This is a genomic window from Stenotrophomonas sp. YJH_SMC_119 (assembly GCF_059368315.1).
Map to the genome: position 1 here is coordinate 35,648 of NZ_JCAFRP010000017.1, position 14,499 is coordinate 50,146.

Below are 14,499 nucleotides of genomic sequence, written 5' to 3' on the forward strand. Positions count from 1 at the left end.
TCAACCGCCCTGCTTTGCCGCGTAGTCCTGCGCCTGGCGCATCACCCGCAGCAGGTTGCCGCCCCAGATGCCGGCAATCTGCTGCTCGGTGTAACCCTTGCGCAGCAGCCACGCGGTGATCTTCGGCAGCTGGCTGACATCGGGCAGGTCGCTCAGGCCGCCGCCGCCATCCCAGTCCAGGCCGATGCCCACGTGCTCGGGGCCGACCACCTTGAGGATGTGCTCGAAGTGGGCGAAGAAGTCGTCGAGGCTGGCATGGCGCACCGGGTGCTCGTGGTCCAGCACCTGTTCGGCCTTCAGCAGGGCGACACCCTGCTCGATGCCCATGCCTTCCCAGCCACCCAGCTGCTTGCTCAGCGCTTCCTCGGCCTGCTTGCGCTCGGGCGTCTTTGCGGTGTCGATCAGGTAGCCACCATAGGCGTTCACCTGGATCACGCCGCCGGCCTTGGCCAGCTTGCGCAGGCGCGCATCATCAAGATTGCGCGGGTGGTCGTAGACCGCCTTGGCTGAGCTGTGCGACAGCACGAACGGCACCGGCATCATTGCCAGCAGGTCATCGAACACCGCGTCGGACGCATGCGACTGGTCGATCACGATGCCCAGCTTCACCGCCTGCTGCACCAGGACCTTGCCGGCCGGGCTCAGGCCTTTCCATTCCGCTCCCTTGGGGTCGGTGGCCGAATCGGCGAACTCGTTGTTGGCGAAGTGCACGGTACTGAGCAGGCGCAGGCCGGCACGGTGGTAGAACGAGAGCAGGCTGGGGTCTTCCACCAGCGGGCTGGCGTTTTCCATGCTGATGTAGACCACGCGCTTGCCGGCGGCCTTGATCCGTGCCGCGTCATCGGCGGTCAATGCCAGCGCGAAACGCTCGGGATTGGCGGCCAGCATTTCGCGGATCTCCAGCAGCCGCTGCAGGCCATGGTCACGCTCGGCGAGGTGCGCGGCTGGGCTGCGGTCGCCCTGATCGGTGTAGATCGCCCAGAAGCCGCCGTCCAGCGCGCCCTCGACCATGCGCGGGTAGTCCACTTGCGAGAGTGCGTTGCGGTCGTGGCGCTGCTCGATGTCGAAGCCGGTCCGGCCGAAATTGGCCGGCGTATCCAGGTGGCTGTCGAGCGTGACCAGGCGCTGCTGCAGGGCCTTGGCGCGGGCCAGTTCCTGTGCGCTGAACTCGATGGCATGAGCCGACAGCGGCGCACACAGCGCCAGGGCAAGCACGACGGACAGGTGGCGCAACGATGGCATGGGCTCTCACCGGCAATGGGAAGAGCCCGACCATAGCGCTGCAGCCGGCAGATTTGTAGAGTCGGGCTCACGCTCGGCTGCCAGGCACCGCGAGTCGAGCATGAATCGTATTCACGGCCCAGCGGCCAGCTTCCCGCGCATTGCGATGCGTTCGAAACAATGGCGCCCCCAGGATCAGGTGGCGCGGCTCGCCTCTACATCGTCCCGCGGTCAGTCGACCACGCGGCAGAACACGGCCTTCAGGTAACGCGATTCCTGCACGTGGGCCATGAACGGATGGTCCGGACCCGCACCAGCGACCTTCAGGATCTGGATCGTGCGGCCGGAGAAATAGGCCGCGCGGCGCAGCATGTCGAGGAACTGGTCCTCGGCCACCAGGCCGGTGCAGGAGAACGTGGCGAACAGGCCGCCCGGCTTGACCACGCCCAGCGCCAGCTTGTTCATGTCCAGGTACTTCTTCAGCGCAGTGATGACCTGGTCGCGGTCGCGGGTCATCTTCGCCGGATCCAGGATCACCACGTCGTACTGCTCGCCGCGGTTGGCGGCGTCGCGCAGCCACGGGAAGATGTCGGACTGGATGAACTTCGGGCGCACGTTGTTCAGGCGCGAATTGCCCTTGGCGATCTGGATGACGTCCTCATCGATGTCGATGCCGACCACTTCCGAAGCGCCACGCGCAGCGGCATACACGGCGAAACCGCCGGTGTTGCAGCACAGGTCCAGCACGCTCTTGCCTTCAACCTGCTGGCTCAGCCACTCGCGGTTCTCGCGCTGGTCGGCAAAGAAACCGGTCTTGTGCGCGCCGGCCGGGTCGGCGCGGAACTTGATGCCGTACTCGGTGATCACCGACGCTTCGGTGGTGGTGTTGCCGTGGAAGTCGAAGCTCTCCTGCTTCTGCACGTGTTCGTCGGCAAAGCTGTGGAAACGGCAGCCCGGGAACTGCTCGCGCAGGGCGTCGTAGATCCATTCGCGGTGGCGGAACATGCCGGCGGCGAAGAACTCGACCACCACCAGGTCGCCGTAGCGATCCACCACCAGGCCGGACAGGCCGTCGCCTTCGCTGTGCACCACGCGCCAGGCGTCGGAGACCGCGTCGAGCTTCAGCACCTCACGGCGCAGCGACACCGCCTGGGCGATCTTGCGCGAGAACCAGCCGGCATCGACCGGCACGTTCTGGTCGGTTTCGAGGATGCGCACGGCGATGCGCGAGTGCCCGTTGTAGAACCCGCGGCCAATGAACTCGCCATCGATGCCGACCACGTCGACGATGGAACCGGGCTTGGGCCGGACGGTCGGTTTCTCGACCAGTTTCTGGAAGATCCACGGGTGGCTGGAACGCCACGCATTCTTGAGGCGGACAATCGGAAGGGGGGTATTCATCCACCCATTGTAAACCGGGCGCCGGGGTCGGATCCCCGCAGGGGCTCTGACCCCAGTGTGGCGACGATGGGGTCGGAGCCCCTTTGGGGATCCGACCCCTGGCCTCCCCATTTGACGGCGGCGGGGCCAGACGGCAGAATCGGCGCCAGAAGGGGAGTAGCTCCCAGACGTTGTCGCCGTCATTTCGAGCCCGCAGGCTCCGGTGCAACGGCAGTTCCAGCCGACTGGAACTGCGAGCGAGACCTTCGCCGTACTGGCGAAGCTCTGTCCCTGGATCCCCCTCCCGATCCTCCGTTGCAGATCCTCGCCGTCCGGCCTGGCATTCATCTTTCCAACGGACATTCCCAATGCAGACGATCGGTAACGTGTGGTTGTGGGGCGGCTTCGCAGCGGTGGTGGTCATCGCCCTGCTGGTCGACCTCGTGTTGATGCGCCATGGTGGACCGCACAAGGTCACCTTCAAGGAGGCCCTGTGGTGGTCCATCGGCTGGGTCGCGCTGGCCCTGCTGTTCAATGCGGGCCTCTGGTACTACCTGAATGAGACCGCCGGCCAGGTGGTGGCCAACAAGGTCGGCCTCGAGTTCCTGACCGGCTACCTGGTCGAGAAGGCGCTGGCGGTCGACAACATCTTTGTGTTCCTGATGATCATGAGCTACTTCGCGGTGCCGGAGGAGCAGCGCCAGAAGGTGCTGATCATCGGCATCCTGGGCGCGATCGTGCTGCGTACGATCATGATCTTCGCCGGCAGCGTGCTGATCAGCCAGTTCCATTGGCTGCTCTACGTGTTCGGTGCCTTCCTGCTGTTCACCGGCTGGAAGATGTGGTTCGCCGCCGGCCAGGAGCCGGACCTGGAGACCAATCCCGCCCTGCGCTGGATGCGCAAGCACCTGCGCCTGCTGCCGGACTATGCCGGCAACGCACTGAGCGTGAAGCGCGACGGCGTGCGCTGGTTCACCCCGCTGTTCGCGGTGCTGATCCTGATCGCGGTCACCGATGTGATCTTCGCCGTGGACAGCATCCCGGCGATCTTCGCGATCACCACCGACCCGTTCATCGTGCTCACCTCCAACGTGTTCGCGGTACTGGGCCTGCGCGCGATGTTCTTCCTGCTGGCCGGCATGGCCGACCGCTTCCACCTGCTGCCGTATGGCCTGGCGCTGGTGCTGGGCTTCATCGGCATCAAGATGATGATCATCGACCTGTTCAAGATCCCGACCCCGGTGTCGCTGGGCGTGGTCGCGGTGATCATCGCCGCCACCGTGGTACTGAGCCTGAAGTACCCGCCGAAGGAAGGCTCCGGCCACGCCTGATCATGGCCGGCCGGCGGGATTGTCCCGCCGGCCTCACCCACTCTCCCGTTGCGGTGGCCTTGGTTTCGCGCCAGTCACCGCCATTGCTGAGGTATGGACAACAACGCGCCCCTGCCCGCCGGCGACGTACCGGCCCCCCGCAATGACCGCTCGCGCATCCTGCGGGCGTTCAATGTCAGCCTGGCCGCCGTGCTGGTGCTGGTGGCCGTGTTCGCCCTGCAGGGCACCTTCGACTGGCGGCCCTGGGCGGTCGCGCCGCTGGAAGCCAAGGGCCTGCTTGGCCTGATCGGCGGCCCGATGCTGCATGCCTCGGTCGAGCACATCGCCGCCAACAGCATCGCGATCCTGATCCTGGGCACGCTGGCCGGCAGCGTCTACCCGAAAGCCACCGTGCGCGCCCTGCCCCTGCTGTGGCTGGGCTCGGGCATCGGTGCGTGGATGCTGGGCAATCCGGGCAGCGTGCACCTGGGCGCCAGCGGCGTCACCCATGGCCTGATGTTCCTGCTGGCCAGCCTGGGCCTGCTGCGCCGCGACCGTGCAGCGATTGCCACCGGCCTGATCGGCATGCTGTTCTACGGCGGCATGCTGATGACCATCCTGCCGCACGCCGACGGCGTGTCCTGGCAGTCGCACATGGGCGGCGCCTTCGCCGGCATCATCGCCGCGCTGCTGTTCCGCAATGCCGACCCGCTGCCGCCGCGCCCGCGTTACAGTTGGGAAGACGAAGAAGACGAGGCCGAACCGCTGGCCGACGACGAGCTGGAACCGCAGTCACCGCAGCGCGTGCCGGTGCTGTGGCAGCCGCGCGAAGGTCAGGACTACGTGGTGATCCCGTTCCGCCGGCCAGACGAGCCGCGCGGCTGAAAATGCCCCGGTAGTGGCCGACCTTGGTCGGCGCGGTTGTAGTGTGCCAACCAAGGTTGGCACCTACCAGAGTCGTCAGTTCGCCGCATTCCCCGCCGCGCCCATGCCATCCACCGTCTGCCGGCCCAGTGCCGGGTCATCGGTGAAGAAGGCATCGATGCCGGTGGCCAGATAGGCACGCATCTCGGCAATCGAACCCTCGGCATTGCGCGCGTTGTCGGCGCCCTTGCGCAGGTTGCTGGCCTGGAAGTGGTTCTCCGGACGGAAGGTGTACGGAATCACCATCAGGCCCACTGCATGTGCGTCCTGTACCAGCGTGGTCGGAGTGCTCAGCGCGCCCTTGGCGTCCAGCGGAATGATCGAGCGCAGTTCCGGGCCGATGCTGTCGGCGTAGCTGGCGATGTCCTTCAGTCCTGCCGGCGTCATCATCTGGGCGTAGGTCAGCTTGCCACCGGCCTTGGCGATGTCGGCCGGCTGGGTGTCGCCCTTCCACAGCAGTTGCAGCAGGCGGATGTTGCTGCCGCGCGGGATCTTGCCGCGCAGGTAGCGCAGGTTGGCGGTCTCGAACGACTGGATGGTGACCGGGCCGACGTTGGTATAGGCATTGCCACGCAGCGCGGTCAGGAGCTTGTCTTCCATCGGCAGGCCGATCGACTGGAAGTAGGTCGGGTGCTTGATCTCCGGCACCAGGCCGATGCCACGGTTGGCACGCCCGGCCTGCTGGACAAGGAATGCGAGGATCTCGTCCAGGCTGGCGATGCGGAACTGGCCGTCATAGGCGGTGCTGCGCAGTTCCGGCAGGCGCTCGCGCGCGTACAGGGTCTTCAGCTCGGCCAGGGTGAAGTCTTCGGTGAACCAGCCGTCCACCTTCTGCCCGTCGATGACCTTGCTGGTGCGGCGGCTGGCGAACTCCGGATGCGAGGCCACATCAGTGGTGCCGCTGATCTCGTTCTCGTGGCGGGCCACCATCACTCCGTCCCTGGTCATCACCAGGTCCGGCTCGATGTAGTCGGCGCCATCGGCGATCGCCTGCGCATAGGCGGCCAGGGTGTGCTCGGGCAGCAACGCGCTCGCCCCGCGATGGCCATAGACCGACACCTTGTGCGCGGCCGGGGTGGAGGATTCAGCACTCATGGCCACCGATGGTGCCACGGCCAGCGACAACAGCAACGCACAACCCCACGACTTCACTGCGACTTCCCCAAGCGGTATGTGATGGGCGTCAGTATGCGGCGGCAATGTGACAGGTGGGGGACCTGGGGTCGGATCCCCGCAGGGGCTCCGACCCCGTAGCGATCCCGAGGAGCTCGTTCGGCTGGGTTGCCGGCCAGCGGCCGGCACTACCAAGGCTTACTTGCCGATGCAGAAGCTGGAGAAGATCCTGCCCAGCAGGTCATCGGCACTCATCTGCCCGGTGATCTCGCCCAGCGCGTCATGCGCCAGCCGCAGTTCCTCGGCGGCCAGCTCCAGGTGCTCGTGCGCCAGCTCGCCGTCGGCGCGCTGCGCGTGCTCCTGCGCGCGTTCAATCGCATCCACATGCCGCGTGCGCGCGGAGAACTCGCCGTCCACCTGCTCCCCTGCCCCGGCCGAAGCGATCGAACGCAGACGCGCGTGCAGATCGTCGAGCCCGGCGCCGGTCGCAGCCGAGACGAACACGCGGTCCGGATCGTCCAGTGCTGGCAACGCCTCCAGCAGGTCCGACTTGTTGTGGATGTAGACCTTGTGCGGCACCGCCGCCACGGCCTCGCCCAGCGCTGCTTCGCCGGCCGCCGGATCGCGCGCATCCAGCACGATCAGCGCCAGGTCGGTGCGCTCGATTTCCACGCGGGCGCGGCGCATGCCTTCGCGTTCGATGGCGTCACCGCCGTCGCGCAGGCCGGCGGTGTCGACCAGGGTCAGCTCCAGGCCGTCCAGGCGGATGGTTTCGCGCAGGGTGTCGCGGGTGGTACCGGCGATGTCGGTGACGATGGCGCGTTCGCTGCCGGCCAGCGCGTTGAGCAGTGAACTCTTGCCGGCGTTCGGCGGACCGATCAGCACCGCGTGCAGGCCATCGCGCAGGCGACGGCCGCGTTCGGCATCGCGGCGCAGCAGGGCCAGATCGCTGCGCGCCTGTTCCAGCCCACGCCGCACCTGAGCGCCACCGAGCGTATCCAGCGGTTCGTCGGCAAAATCGATGGCCGCTTCCACGTGGATGCGCAGCAGCACCAGCTGCTCGACCACGGCGTCGATGCGGCGCGAGAACACGCCATCCAGCGAGCGACGTGCCGCGCGCGCGGCGCGGTTGTCGCCCGCAGCGATCAGGTCGGCGATGGCCTCGGCCTGGGCCAGGTCGAGCTTGCCGTTGAGGAATGCCCGTTCACTGAACTCACCCGGCCGCGCCTGGCGCGCGCCGAGCGCGATGCAGCGCGCGACCAGCTGCTGCAGCAGCACCGGGCTGCCATGGCCCTGCAGTTCCACCACTTCCTCTCCGGTGAAGCTGTTCGGTGCCGGGAACCACAGCACGATGCCATCGTCGATGACCTCGCCGTCGGCATCACGCAGGCGCGCGTAGTGCGCGTGGCGCGGACGCAGTGCAGGTGCGCCCAGTGCATTGGCGATGGCCGCAGCACGCGGGCCGGACAGGCGCAGCAGGCCGACACCGCCGGCGCCAGGGGCGCTGGCGATGGCGACGATGGTGTCGGTGCGGATCGCGTCGTTCATGGCTCAGAGCTTCTCCAGCTGTGCGCGCGCCTGTGCAGCGCCACTGCCCTGCGGCTGCAAGGCCAGGTAGGTGGTGTAGGCCTGCTTGGCCTTGGCCTTGTCGCCGGCGTTGAAGTAGGCATCACCCAGGTTGAGATAGGCCACTGCACGCGAGGGGTCGATCTTCAGCGTGTTCTCCAGCCAGCGCGCCGCTTCGGCATAGCGCTGCTGGCGGTAGTAGACGAAGCCGAGGTTGTTGGCGGCCTGGGCGAAGTCCGGACGCAGCTTCAGTGCCTCGGTGAACTGCGCCACCGCCTCGTCGTACTGCTTCTCGCGGTACAGCTGCAGGCCGCGGTCATTGGCCTGCTGCGCGCGCTGGCGATCCGACGCCGGGCCCGCAGTGGGCACCACCAGCTTGGCCTTGCCGCCCTGCAGGTCAGCCACCGTCACCGGCGCCTGGCTGCCCTTGGCTTCGCTGGCGGCTTCAACCTTGTTGTTCAGTGCGATCGCATCGGCGGTCAACTGGCGCGTATCGGCATTGAGGAACTCCTGGCTGTCCGGCACCTGGAACACGAACTCGCCGCCCTGCGAACCGGGCAGGCTGCCGAAGGCCGGGGTCTGGTGTGAAACGGCTGAGACGGCCGGCGCAACGTAGGCGGCCAGTTCGGTACCGGTGATCAGCCCATCGCCGTTGAGGTCGCCCTTGCCGGCCAATGCCTGCAGCAGCACCCAGGTGAACACCGAGTGGCCGTTCGGACCGGCGTCGGCCACCTGCTGGTCGGCACCGCCGGCGGTCAGCATCTGCCGCGCGCTGCGCCGCGCGTTCTCGCGCAGGAACGACGACGACGATGGACCGCCACGGGTCAGGCCCAGGCCGCTGTAGCAGGCATCCATCACGAACATCACGTGCTTGGCCTGCATGCTCTCGGCGATGTTCTGGATGTCGGTCATCGCGATGGCGTCGGTAGCGAATTCCTTCGGGTCCGAATCGACCGGGATGATGTAGCCGAGGTCGCGCCCGGAGGCGAGCTGGCGGGTCGCGCCATGGCCGGCGAAGAACACGAACACGCGATCGTTCTTGCCAGTGCGGTCATCGGCCAGGCGGTCGTGGAAGGCAGCCAGGATGTTGTTGCGCGTGGCCTGCTCGTTCTTCAGCACGATCACCTGCGAGGACGGGAAGCCGAACTGCCCGGTCAGGGTATCGGCCACCGCCTGCGCATCGTGGCTGGCGTACTCCAGCTTCGGCCACTTGGCGTAGTTGTCGATGCCGACCACGATCGCCCAGGACTTCTCGTAGCCGGTGGTGACGGTGGCATCGTTGGTCGCGCCCTTGCGCGCACGGGCGACCGTGAAGTCGCGGCCGTTCCAGCCAGCGAACTGGTAGCCATCGGCGATCAGCCGGTCGAGGATCTGCGGCAGCGCCTTCACCGCACGATCGTGAATGTCGTGGAACAGGATGATGCCGCGCTGTTCCTTGTTCACCTGGTCGAGCACGCGCTGCACGATCGATTCCGGCACCGGGTCGGCCCAGTCCATCGAGTCGATGTTCCACATGATCGACTTCAGCCCGGCTTCGTTGAGCAGCTGCAGGCCTTCGGCATTGCGTGCGCCATAGGGGAAGCGGAACAGCGGCGCGCGCTTGCTGTCGACATCCTTCAGCAGCGTGTCGGTGTCCAGCACCTGCTGGCGCAGCGCGTCACCGGTGGTGCGCGACAGCTGGGCGTGGGTCAGGCTGTGATTGCCGACCGCATAGCCCTCTTCCATCAGGTTGCGGCTGATCTTCGCCATCGGGCCGAGGCTGACCTTGCCGTCGGCCTCGACCTTGCCGAGGTTGCGGCCCACTTCGAAGAACACGCCCGGCACATCGTAGCGCTTGAGGATGGCCACCACTTCATCGGTGTAGGCCTTGTGCGGGCCATCGTCGAAGGTGAGCACAACGGTCTTGGCCGGCAGGTCGCGGCCGAAGATCTCGCGGTCGCTGTCCTTCATCGACATCGGGTACGGCTCGATCACGCCATAGTCGCGCAGGATCGCTTCGCGGCTGTAGTCCTTGTGCAGGTGGGCGATGTAGTCGTCCCACTTCTCACGCTTCAGTTCGATGGCGCGGGTGCGCTCGAAGCGGCTGAAGATGCGGGTCAGTTCCTGGTTGTAGTTGCGCTCGATCTCATCAAGCGCCTCCAGGTCCTCACCGATGCGCTGGTGCAGCTTCACCGCCGGCAGCGACGAATCGGTGCCGACCCGTTCATGCAGGTCACGCAGCACTTCGCGGAAGGCCAGGCGGTCGGCGTCGAACAGTTCCGGCGCCGACTCGATGTAGTCCAGCACGGTGCCGAGGGTGGCGAAGCGCTGCGGACTGGAGCCGCGCAGCAGCGTGTCGAACTGCGCGGCGATGGCCGTGCGCTGTTCCAGGCCATCGTGGAACAGCTGCTGGCCCACGCGCGTGGAGGTACCGCGGTCGGCAGCCGACTGCTGTTCCTCGTCGGCCAGCAGCACGATGATGCGGCGGTAGCCGTCGAGCTGCTTCTGCAGCGCGGCCAGCAACGGTGCAGCGGCAGGATCGGCGGCGGGCGCGGCCTGCGCGCTGGGCTGGGTGACCGTGGTCGCCGGCGCCTTCGCGTCCTTGTCGCCACAGCCGGCAACGACCAGGGTCAACAACAGCGACGGCAGGAACAGGCGGAACGACGACGCACGCTGCATGGTGGACTCGAAGGTGGGAGGAACGGTGTGCCGGCGATTCTAACGCCGCATGCGAAAAGCCCGCCTTGCGGCGGGCTTCTCATCGACCGGGGCGGTAGTAGAGTCGACTGTTGGTCGACTGCTCTACTGCCAGTCGACCAACAGTCGACTCTACAGGTCGGGATTACTTCTTTTTGACCGGGGCCGGCGCGGTGGTGGCCGGGACCGGCTCGCCGCCATGGCGCTTGGTCATCCACCACTGCTGCAGCAGGCCCAGGCCGCCGTTGACCACCCAGTACAGGACCAGGCCGGACGGCATGAAGGCCATCATGACGCCGAACACCAGCGGCATGAACTGCATCATCTTCTGCTGCATCGGGTCCATGCCCGGTGCCGGGGTCAGCTTCTGGGTGAACCACATCACTGCCACGTTGATGACCGGCAGGATGAAGTACGGGTCGCGTGCGGTCAGGTCCTGGATCCAGCCGAACCAGGGCGCCTGGCGCAGTTCGACCGATTCCACCAGCACCCAGTACAGGGCGAAGAAGATCGGCATCTGGATGAGGATCGGCAGGCAGCCCCCCATCGGATTGATCTTTTCCTTCTTGTACAGCTCCATCATCGCGGTCTGGAACTTCTGGCGGTCATCGCCATAGCGTTCCTTCAGCTGCGCGATGCGCGGCTGGAAACGACGCATCTTGGCGCCGCTCTTGTACTGGGTTGCCGACAGTGGGTACAGCACCAGCTTCAGCAGCACCACCAGGCCGACGATCGCCCAGCCCCAGTTGCCGACCAGCTTGTGCACCTGGTTCAGCACCCAGAACAGGCCCTGGCCGATCACCGCCATCATCGAGAAGCGGCTGTAGTCGACCACGCGGTCCAGGCCCGGCACGTCTTCCTTGGCGATCAGGTTGACCAGCTTCGGGCCGACCCACAGGCGGGCTTCGGTGCTGGTGGACTGGCCCGGGGCCACGGTGAAGGCCGGGCCACGCGCTTCGATCAGGTCACGACCGGCCACCTGCGACAGCACGTAGTGTGCGGTCTGGTCCTTCTGCGGGATCCAGGCGGTGAAGAAGTGGTGCTGCAGCATCGCCAGCCAGCCGCCGGTGATGTTCTGGTTCAGCGTGCCGTCTTCCAGGTAGTCCTTGAACGCACGACGCTGGTACTTCTTGTCGTTGTCGTACCAGGTGGCACCGTTGAAGCTGAAGGAATCCGGGTTGGTCATGCTCCGCGACAGGATGGTCGGGGTGCGGTCCAGGGTGCGGTAGACGTAGCCGTTCCACGGCGCGGCGCCAGCGTTGCTGACTTCGTCCTTGAAGCGCACGGCGTACTCGTTGCGCGAGACGGTCAGGGTGCGCTTGATGGTCACGCCGTTGTCGGCGGTCCACACGAACGGGATCTGCAGCTCGTTCTGGCCCTTGGCCAGCACGAAGTCCTTGGTGTCACCCACCAGCTTGAAGCCGTCGGCGCCGGGGACCGGGGTGTTCCTGTCTTCGCTGGCCCAGCCACTGATCGCGCTGTACGGGTGCGCGGGGTCTTCGGTCAGCAGGCGGACCGGCGGGCTGCCTTCGTCCTTGGTCTGCGGGAACTGCAGCAGCTCGGCATCGAGCACGCGACCGCCGTCGAGCACCAGGCGCAGCACGTCGGTGGTGACGGTCACGCGCTGGCTGGCCGGGGTAGCGCTGGCCTGGGCCTGTGCGGCGGCCTGGCCGGGGGCGCCCGGCACCTGGGCGCTGGGGATGGCGCCGGGGTTCGCGCCCGGAACACTCTGTGCGGCGGCCGGGGCCGACGTGGTGGTTGGTGCCGGGGTCGGAGCAGCCTTTTCACGGCTCCACTCCATCCACAGCAGCACGGCCACCATCAGCCAGGCAAAAATGAGGAATACGCGGGTCTGGTTCATCAGCGGACAGGCTCGGCGGGGCCGGGACGCGATGCCGGCTCGGTCAAAGAAGGAGTTGCGATGCCATCAGGCGGCGGCATTGTGCCGTCCACGCCCGGCGTGGGCAATGCACGCAGGCGACGCAGCAGGCGCAGGAAGGCCTGGCGGATCTCGTCGTTGCTGGCGGAACGCGCAGCACTACGAGCCACGACGACAAAGTCGCCTGGCTGGATGTCGGTACGTGTCTGACGCAGGATGTCGCGCAGGACGCGCTTGATCCGGTTACGCCCGACGGCGTTCGGATCAACCTTGCGGGAAACCGCCAGACCCAGCCTGGCCGGCCGGTCAGCCGGCAGCCAGTGCAGGGTCATCAGCGGATCGGACACACGGCGGGCGCCGTTGAAGACCGTTGAGTATTCGGCACGCGTGCGAACCCGCGCAGAGCGAGGGAATCGCTTGCGCGGGTCTGCAGTATTCACTGTCGAAGGGATTGCGTCTGCCGCGGAGTGCGGCATGGCAATCAGGCGCTCAGGACTTTGCGGCCCTTGGCGCGGCGACGCGACAGGATCTTGCGGCCGTCAGCGGTCTTCATACGGGCACGGAAGCCGTGGTCGCGCTTACGCTTGAGGTTGCTGGGCTGGTAGGTGCGCTTCGTGGCCATTGGGGGCCTCTCGTATGAATGGGACGGAAAGAACCGGAAATTCTAGAGAGGTACCCTGCCCCAAGTCAACCCCTGGCAGCTACGCGAATTCACCGGGCTGTGCAATAGCTGTGGATGTTTTTGTGAATAAGTAGGGGACAAGCATTCCGAAGGCGGGCGCTCGGTGGTAGTCTGAGCCATCCATTTCCCCCCTTTCAGGCCTGTGTTTGGGCGCCTTGTCGCGTCCATGCCCCGGCCACCGGACGATTATTGCTGATGGATGCTTGGTCCCGTAGTCTCGAGCGCCTCGAAGCGGAGTTCCCGCCGGAAGACGTTCATACCTGGCTGAAGCCACTGCAGGCCGATCTGCGCGTGGACAGCCTGGTGCTGTATGCACCGAATGCCTTCATCGTCGACCAGGTCCGCGAGCTGTACCTGGCCCGGATCCGCGAACTGCTGGCGCACTTCGCCGGTTTCAGCGACGTTTTTCTTGAAATCGGCTCGCGCCCGCGCCCTGTGGAGGCGCAGAACGCGCCGGTTTCCACGCCGTCGGCGCATGTGTCCAGCGAACCGCAGGTGCCGTTTGCCGGCAACCTGGACAACCACTACACGTTCGCCAACTTCGTCGAAGGCCGCAGCAACCAGCTGGGCCTGGCCGCCGCCTTCCAGGCGGCGCAGAAGCCGGGCGACCGCGCGCACAACCCGCTGCTGCTGTACGGGGGCACCGGCCTGGGCAAGACCCACCTGATGTTCGCCGCCGGCAACGCCATGCGCCAGGCCAATCCGGGCGCGAAGGTGCTGTACCTGCGTTCGGAACAGTTCTTCAGCGCGATGATCCGGGCCCTGCAGGAAAAGACCATGGATCAGTTCAAGCGCCAGTTCCAGCAGGTGGATGCGCTGCTGATCGATGACATCCAGTTCTTCGCCGGCAAGGACCGCACCCAGGAAGAGTTCTTCCACACCTTCAACGCGTTGTTCGATGGCAAGCAGCAGATCATCCTGACCTGCGACCGCTATCCGCGCGAAGTCGAGGGCCTGGAAGCGCGCCTGAAGTCGCGGCTTGCCTGGGGCCTGTCGGTCGCGATCGAACCGCCGGACTTCGAGACCCGCGCCGCGATCGTGCTGGCCAAGGCACGCGAACGCGGTGCCGAGATTCCCGATGATGTTGCGTTCCTGATCGCCAAGAAGATGCGCTCCAACGTGCGCGACCTCGAAGGCGCGCTCAATACCCTGACCGCCCGCGCCAATTTCACCGGCCGCGCGATCACCACCGAATTCGCCCAGGAAACCCTGCGCGACCTGCTGCGCGCCCAGCAGCAGGCGATCAGCATTCCCAACATCCAGAAAACCGTTGCCGACTACTACGGCCTGCAGATCAAGGATCTGCTGTCGAAGCGTCGGACCCGCTCGCTGGCACGCCCGCGCCAGGTCGCCATGGCCCTGACCAAGGAACTGACCGAGCACAGCCTGCCCGAGATCGGCGATGCCTTTGCCGGTCGTGATCACACCACGGTGCTGCATGCCTGCCGCCAGATCCGGACCCTGATGGAAACCGACGGCAAGCTCCGCGAGGACTGGGACAAGCTGATCCGGAAGCTGAGCGAATGATGCACGGATGCCGATGAGGCGTCATCGCACAAAACGGTGCAGAATCCGGTAGCAAGCGCGGGACACGTTGTGGATAAAAATGGCGTTTGAAATCGCGTCGGTTTTATCCACAGCTTTCCCCACCCCCTGGGGGTCGGTAATACAGAGGGTTTCGATGCCTGAAATCCTTTTATTTACAAAGACTTAGCGTTGTTTTCCAGCGATTCTGTCTCTACCAGCAC

General features: G+C 66.1%; 11 protein-coding genes. 3 read left to right on the forward strand and 8 right to left on the reverse strand.

What is annotated here, in order from left to right:
* Both AC5P6S_RS19105 and AC5P6S_RS19110 read right to left on the reverse strand, forming a co-directional pair.
* Nucleotides 1-1,242, reverse strand: coding sequence for a dipeptidase (locus AC5P6S_RS19105; RefSeq protein WP_005411720.1), 1,242 nt, complete (start codon nucleotides 1,240-1,242; stop codon nucleotides 1-3).
* Between the two features lie 210 nt (nucleotides 1,243-1,452).
* On the reverse strand, nucleotides 1,453-2,622 hold the full coding sequence (locus AC5P6S_RS19110; protein ID WP_005411721.1) for a class I SAM-dependent rRNA methyltransferase: 1,170 nt from the start codon (nucleotides 2,620-2,622) through the stop codon (nucleotides 1,453-1,455).
* Nucleotides 2,623-2,969: 347 nt separating this feature from the next.
* Here AC5P6S_RS19110 and AC5P6S_RS19115 point away from each other — a divergent pair, with 347 nt between their 5' ends.
* Entirely contained in the window at nucleotides 2,970-3,932 is a 963-nt protein-coding gene (locus tag AC5P6S_RS19115) for a TerC family protein (protein ID WP_005411722.1), read from the forward strand.
* Between the two features lie 93 nt (nucleotides 3,933-4,025).
* Complete coding sequence (locus tag AC5P6S_RS19120) at nucleotides 4,026-4,796, forward strand: rhomboid family intramembrane serine protease (protein ID WP_414498317.1); 771 nt, start codon at nucleotides 4,026-4,028, stop codon at nucleotides 4,794-4,796.
* 75 nt (nucleotides 4,797-4,871) lie between these two features.
* Here AC5P6S_RS19120 and AC5P6S_RS19125 read toward each other — a convergent pair whose 3' ends face one another.
* The 6 genes from AC5P6S_RS19125 to rpmH all read right to left on the reverse strand — a co-directional run bounded on the left by AC5P6S_RS19125 (nucleotide 4,872) and on the right by rpmH (nucleotide 12,691).
* The gene (locus AC5P6S_RS19125; RefSeq protein ID WP_012481683.1) at nucleotides 4,872-5,987 is read right to left on the reverse strand and encodes a glycerophosphodiester phosphodiesterase; all 1,116 of its coding nucleotides are present in this window, start codon (nucleotides 5,985-5,987) and stop codon (nucleotides 4,872-4,874) included.
* A gap of 159 nt (nucleotides 5,988-6,146) precedes the next feature.
* Nucleotides 6,147-7,496 carry a tRNA uridine-5-carboxymethylaminomethyl(34) synthesis GTPase MnmE gene (mnmE, locus tag AC5P6S_RS19130; RefSeq protein ID WP_012481684.1) on the reverse strand — a complete coding sequence of 450 codons (1,350 nt, stop codon included), beginning with the start codon at nucleotides 7,494-7,496 and terminating at the stop codon, nucleotides 6,147-6,149.
* Between the two features lie 3 nt (nucleotides 7,497-7,499).
* Entirely contained in the window at nucleotides 7,500-10,172 is a 2,673-nt protein-coding gene (locus AC5P6S_RS19135; RefSeq protein WP_414498318.1) for a polysaccharide deacetylase family protein, read from the reverse strand.
* Between the two features lie 163 nt (nucleotides 10,173-10,335).
* Nucleotides 10,336-12,051, reverse strand: a complete 1,716-nt coding sequence (gene yidC / locus AC5P6S_RS19140; RefSeq protein WP_012481686.1) for a membrane protein insertase YidC — start codon at nucleotides 12,049-12,051, stop codon at nucleotides 10,336-10,338.
* Nucleotides 12,051-12,545, reverse strand: a complete 495-nt coding sequence (rnpA, locus tag AC5P6S_RS19145) for a ribonuclease P protein component (protein ID WP_012481687.1) — start codon at nucleotides 12,543-12,545, stop codon at nucleotides 12,051-12,053. The genes yidC and rnpA overlap by 1 nt, the downstream gene beginning before the upstream one ends.
* A 5-nt stretch (nucleotides 12,546-12,550) precedes the next feature.
* Entirely contained in the window at nucleotides 12,551-12,691 is a 141-nt protein-coding gene (gene rpmH, locus AC5P6S_RS19150) for a 50S ribosomal protein L34 (protein ID WP_005411729.1), read from the reverse strand.
* 255 nt (nucleotides 12,692-12,946) lie between these two features.
* Between rpmH and dnaA the strand changes: the two genes are divergently transcribed.
* Nucleotides 12,947-14,278 (forward strand): chromosomal replication initiator protein DnaA, encoded by a 1,332-nt coding sequence (dnaA, locus tag AC5P6S_RS19155; RefSeq protein WP_005411730.1) that lies wholly within the window; start codon nucleotides 12,947-12,949, stop codon nucleotides 14,276-14,278.
* Nucleotides 14,279-14,499 lie beyond the last annotated feature (221 nt).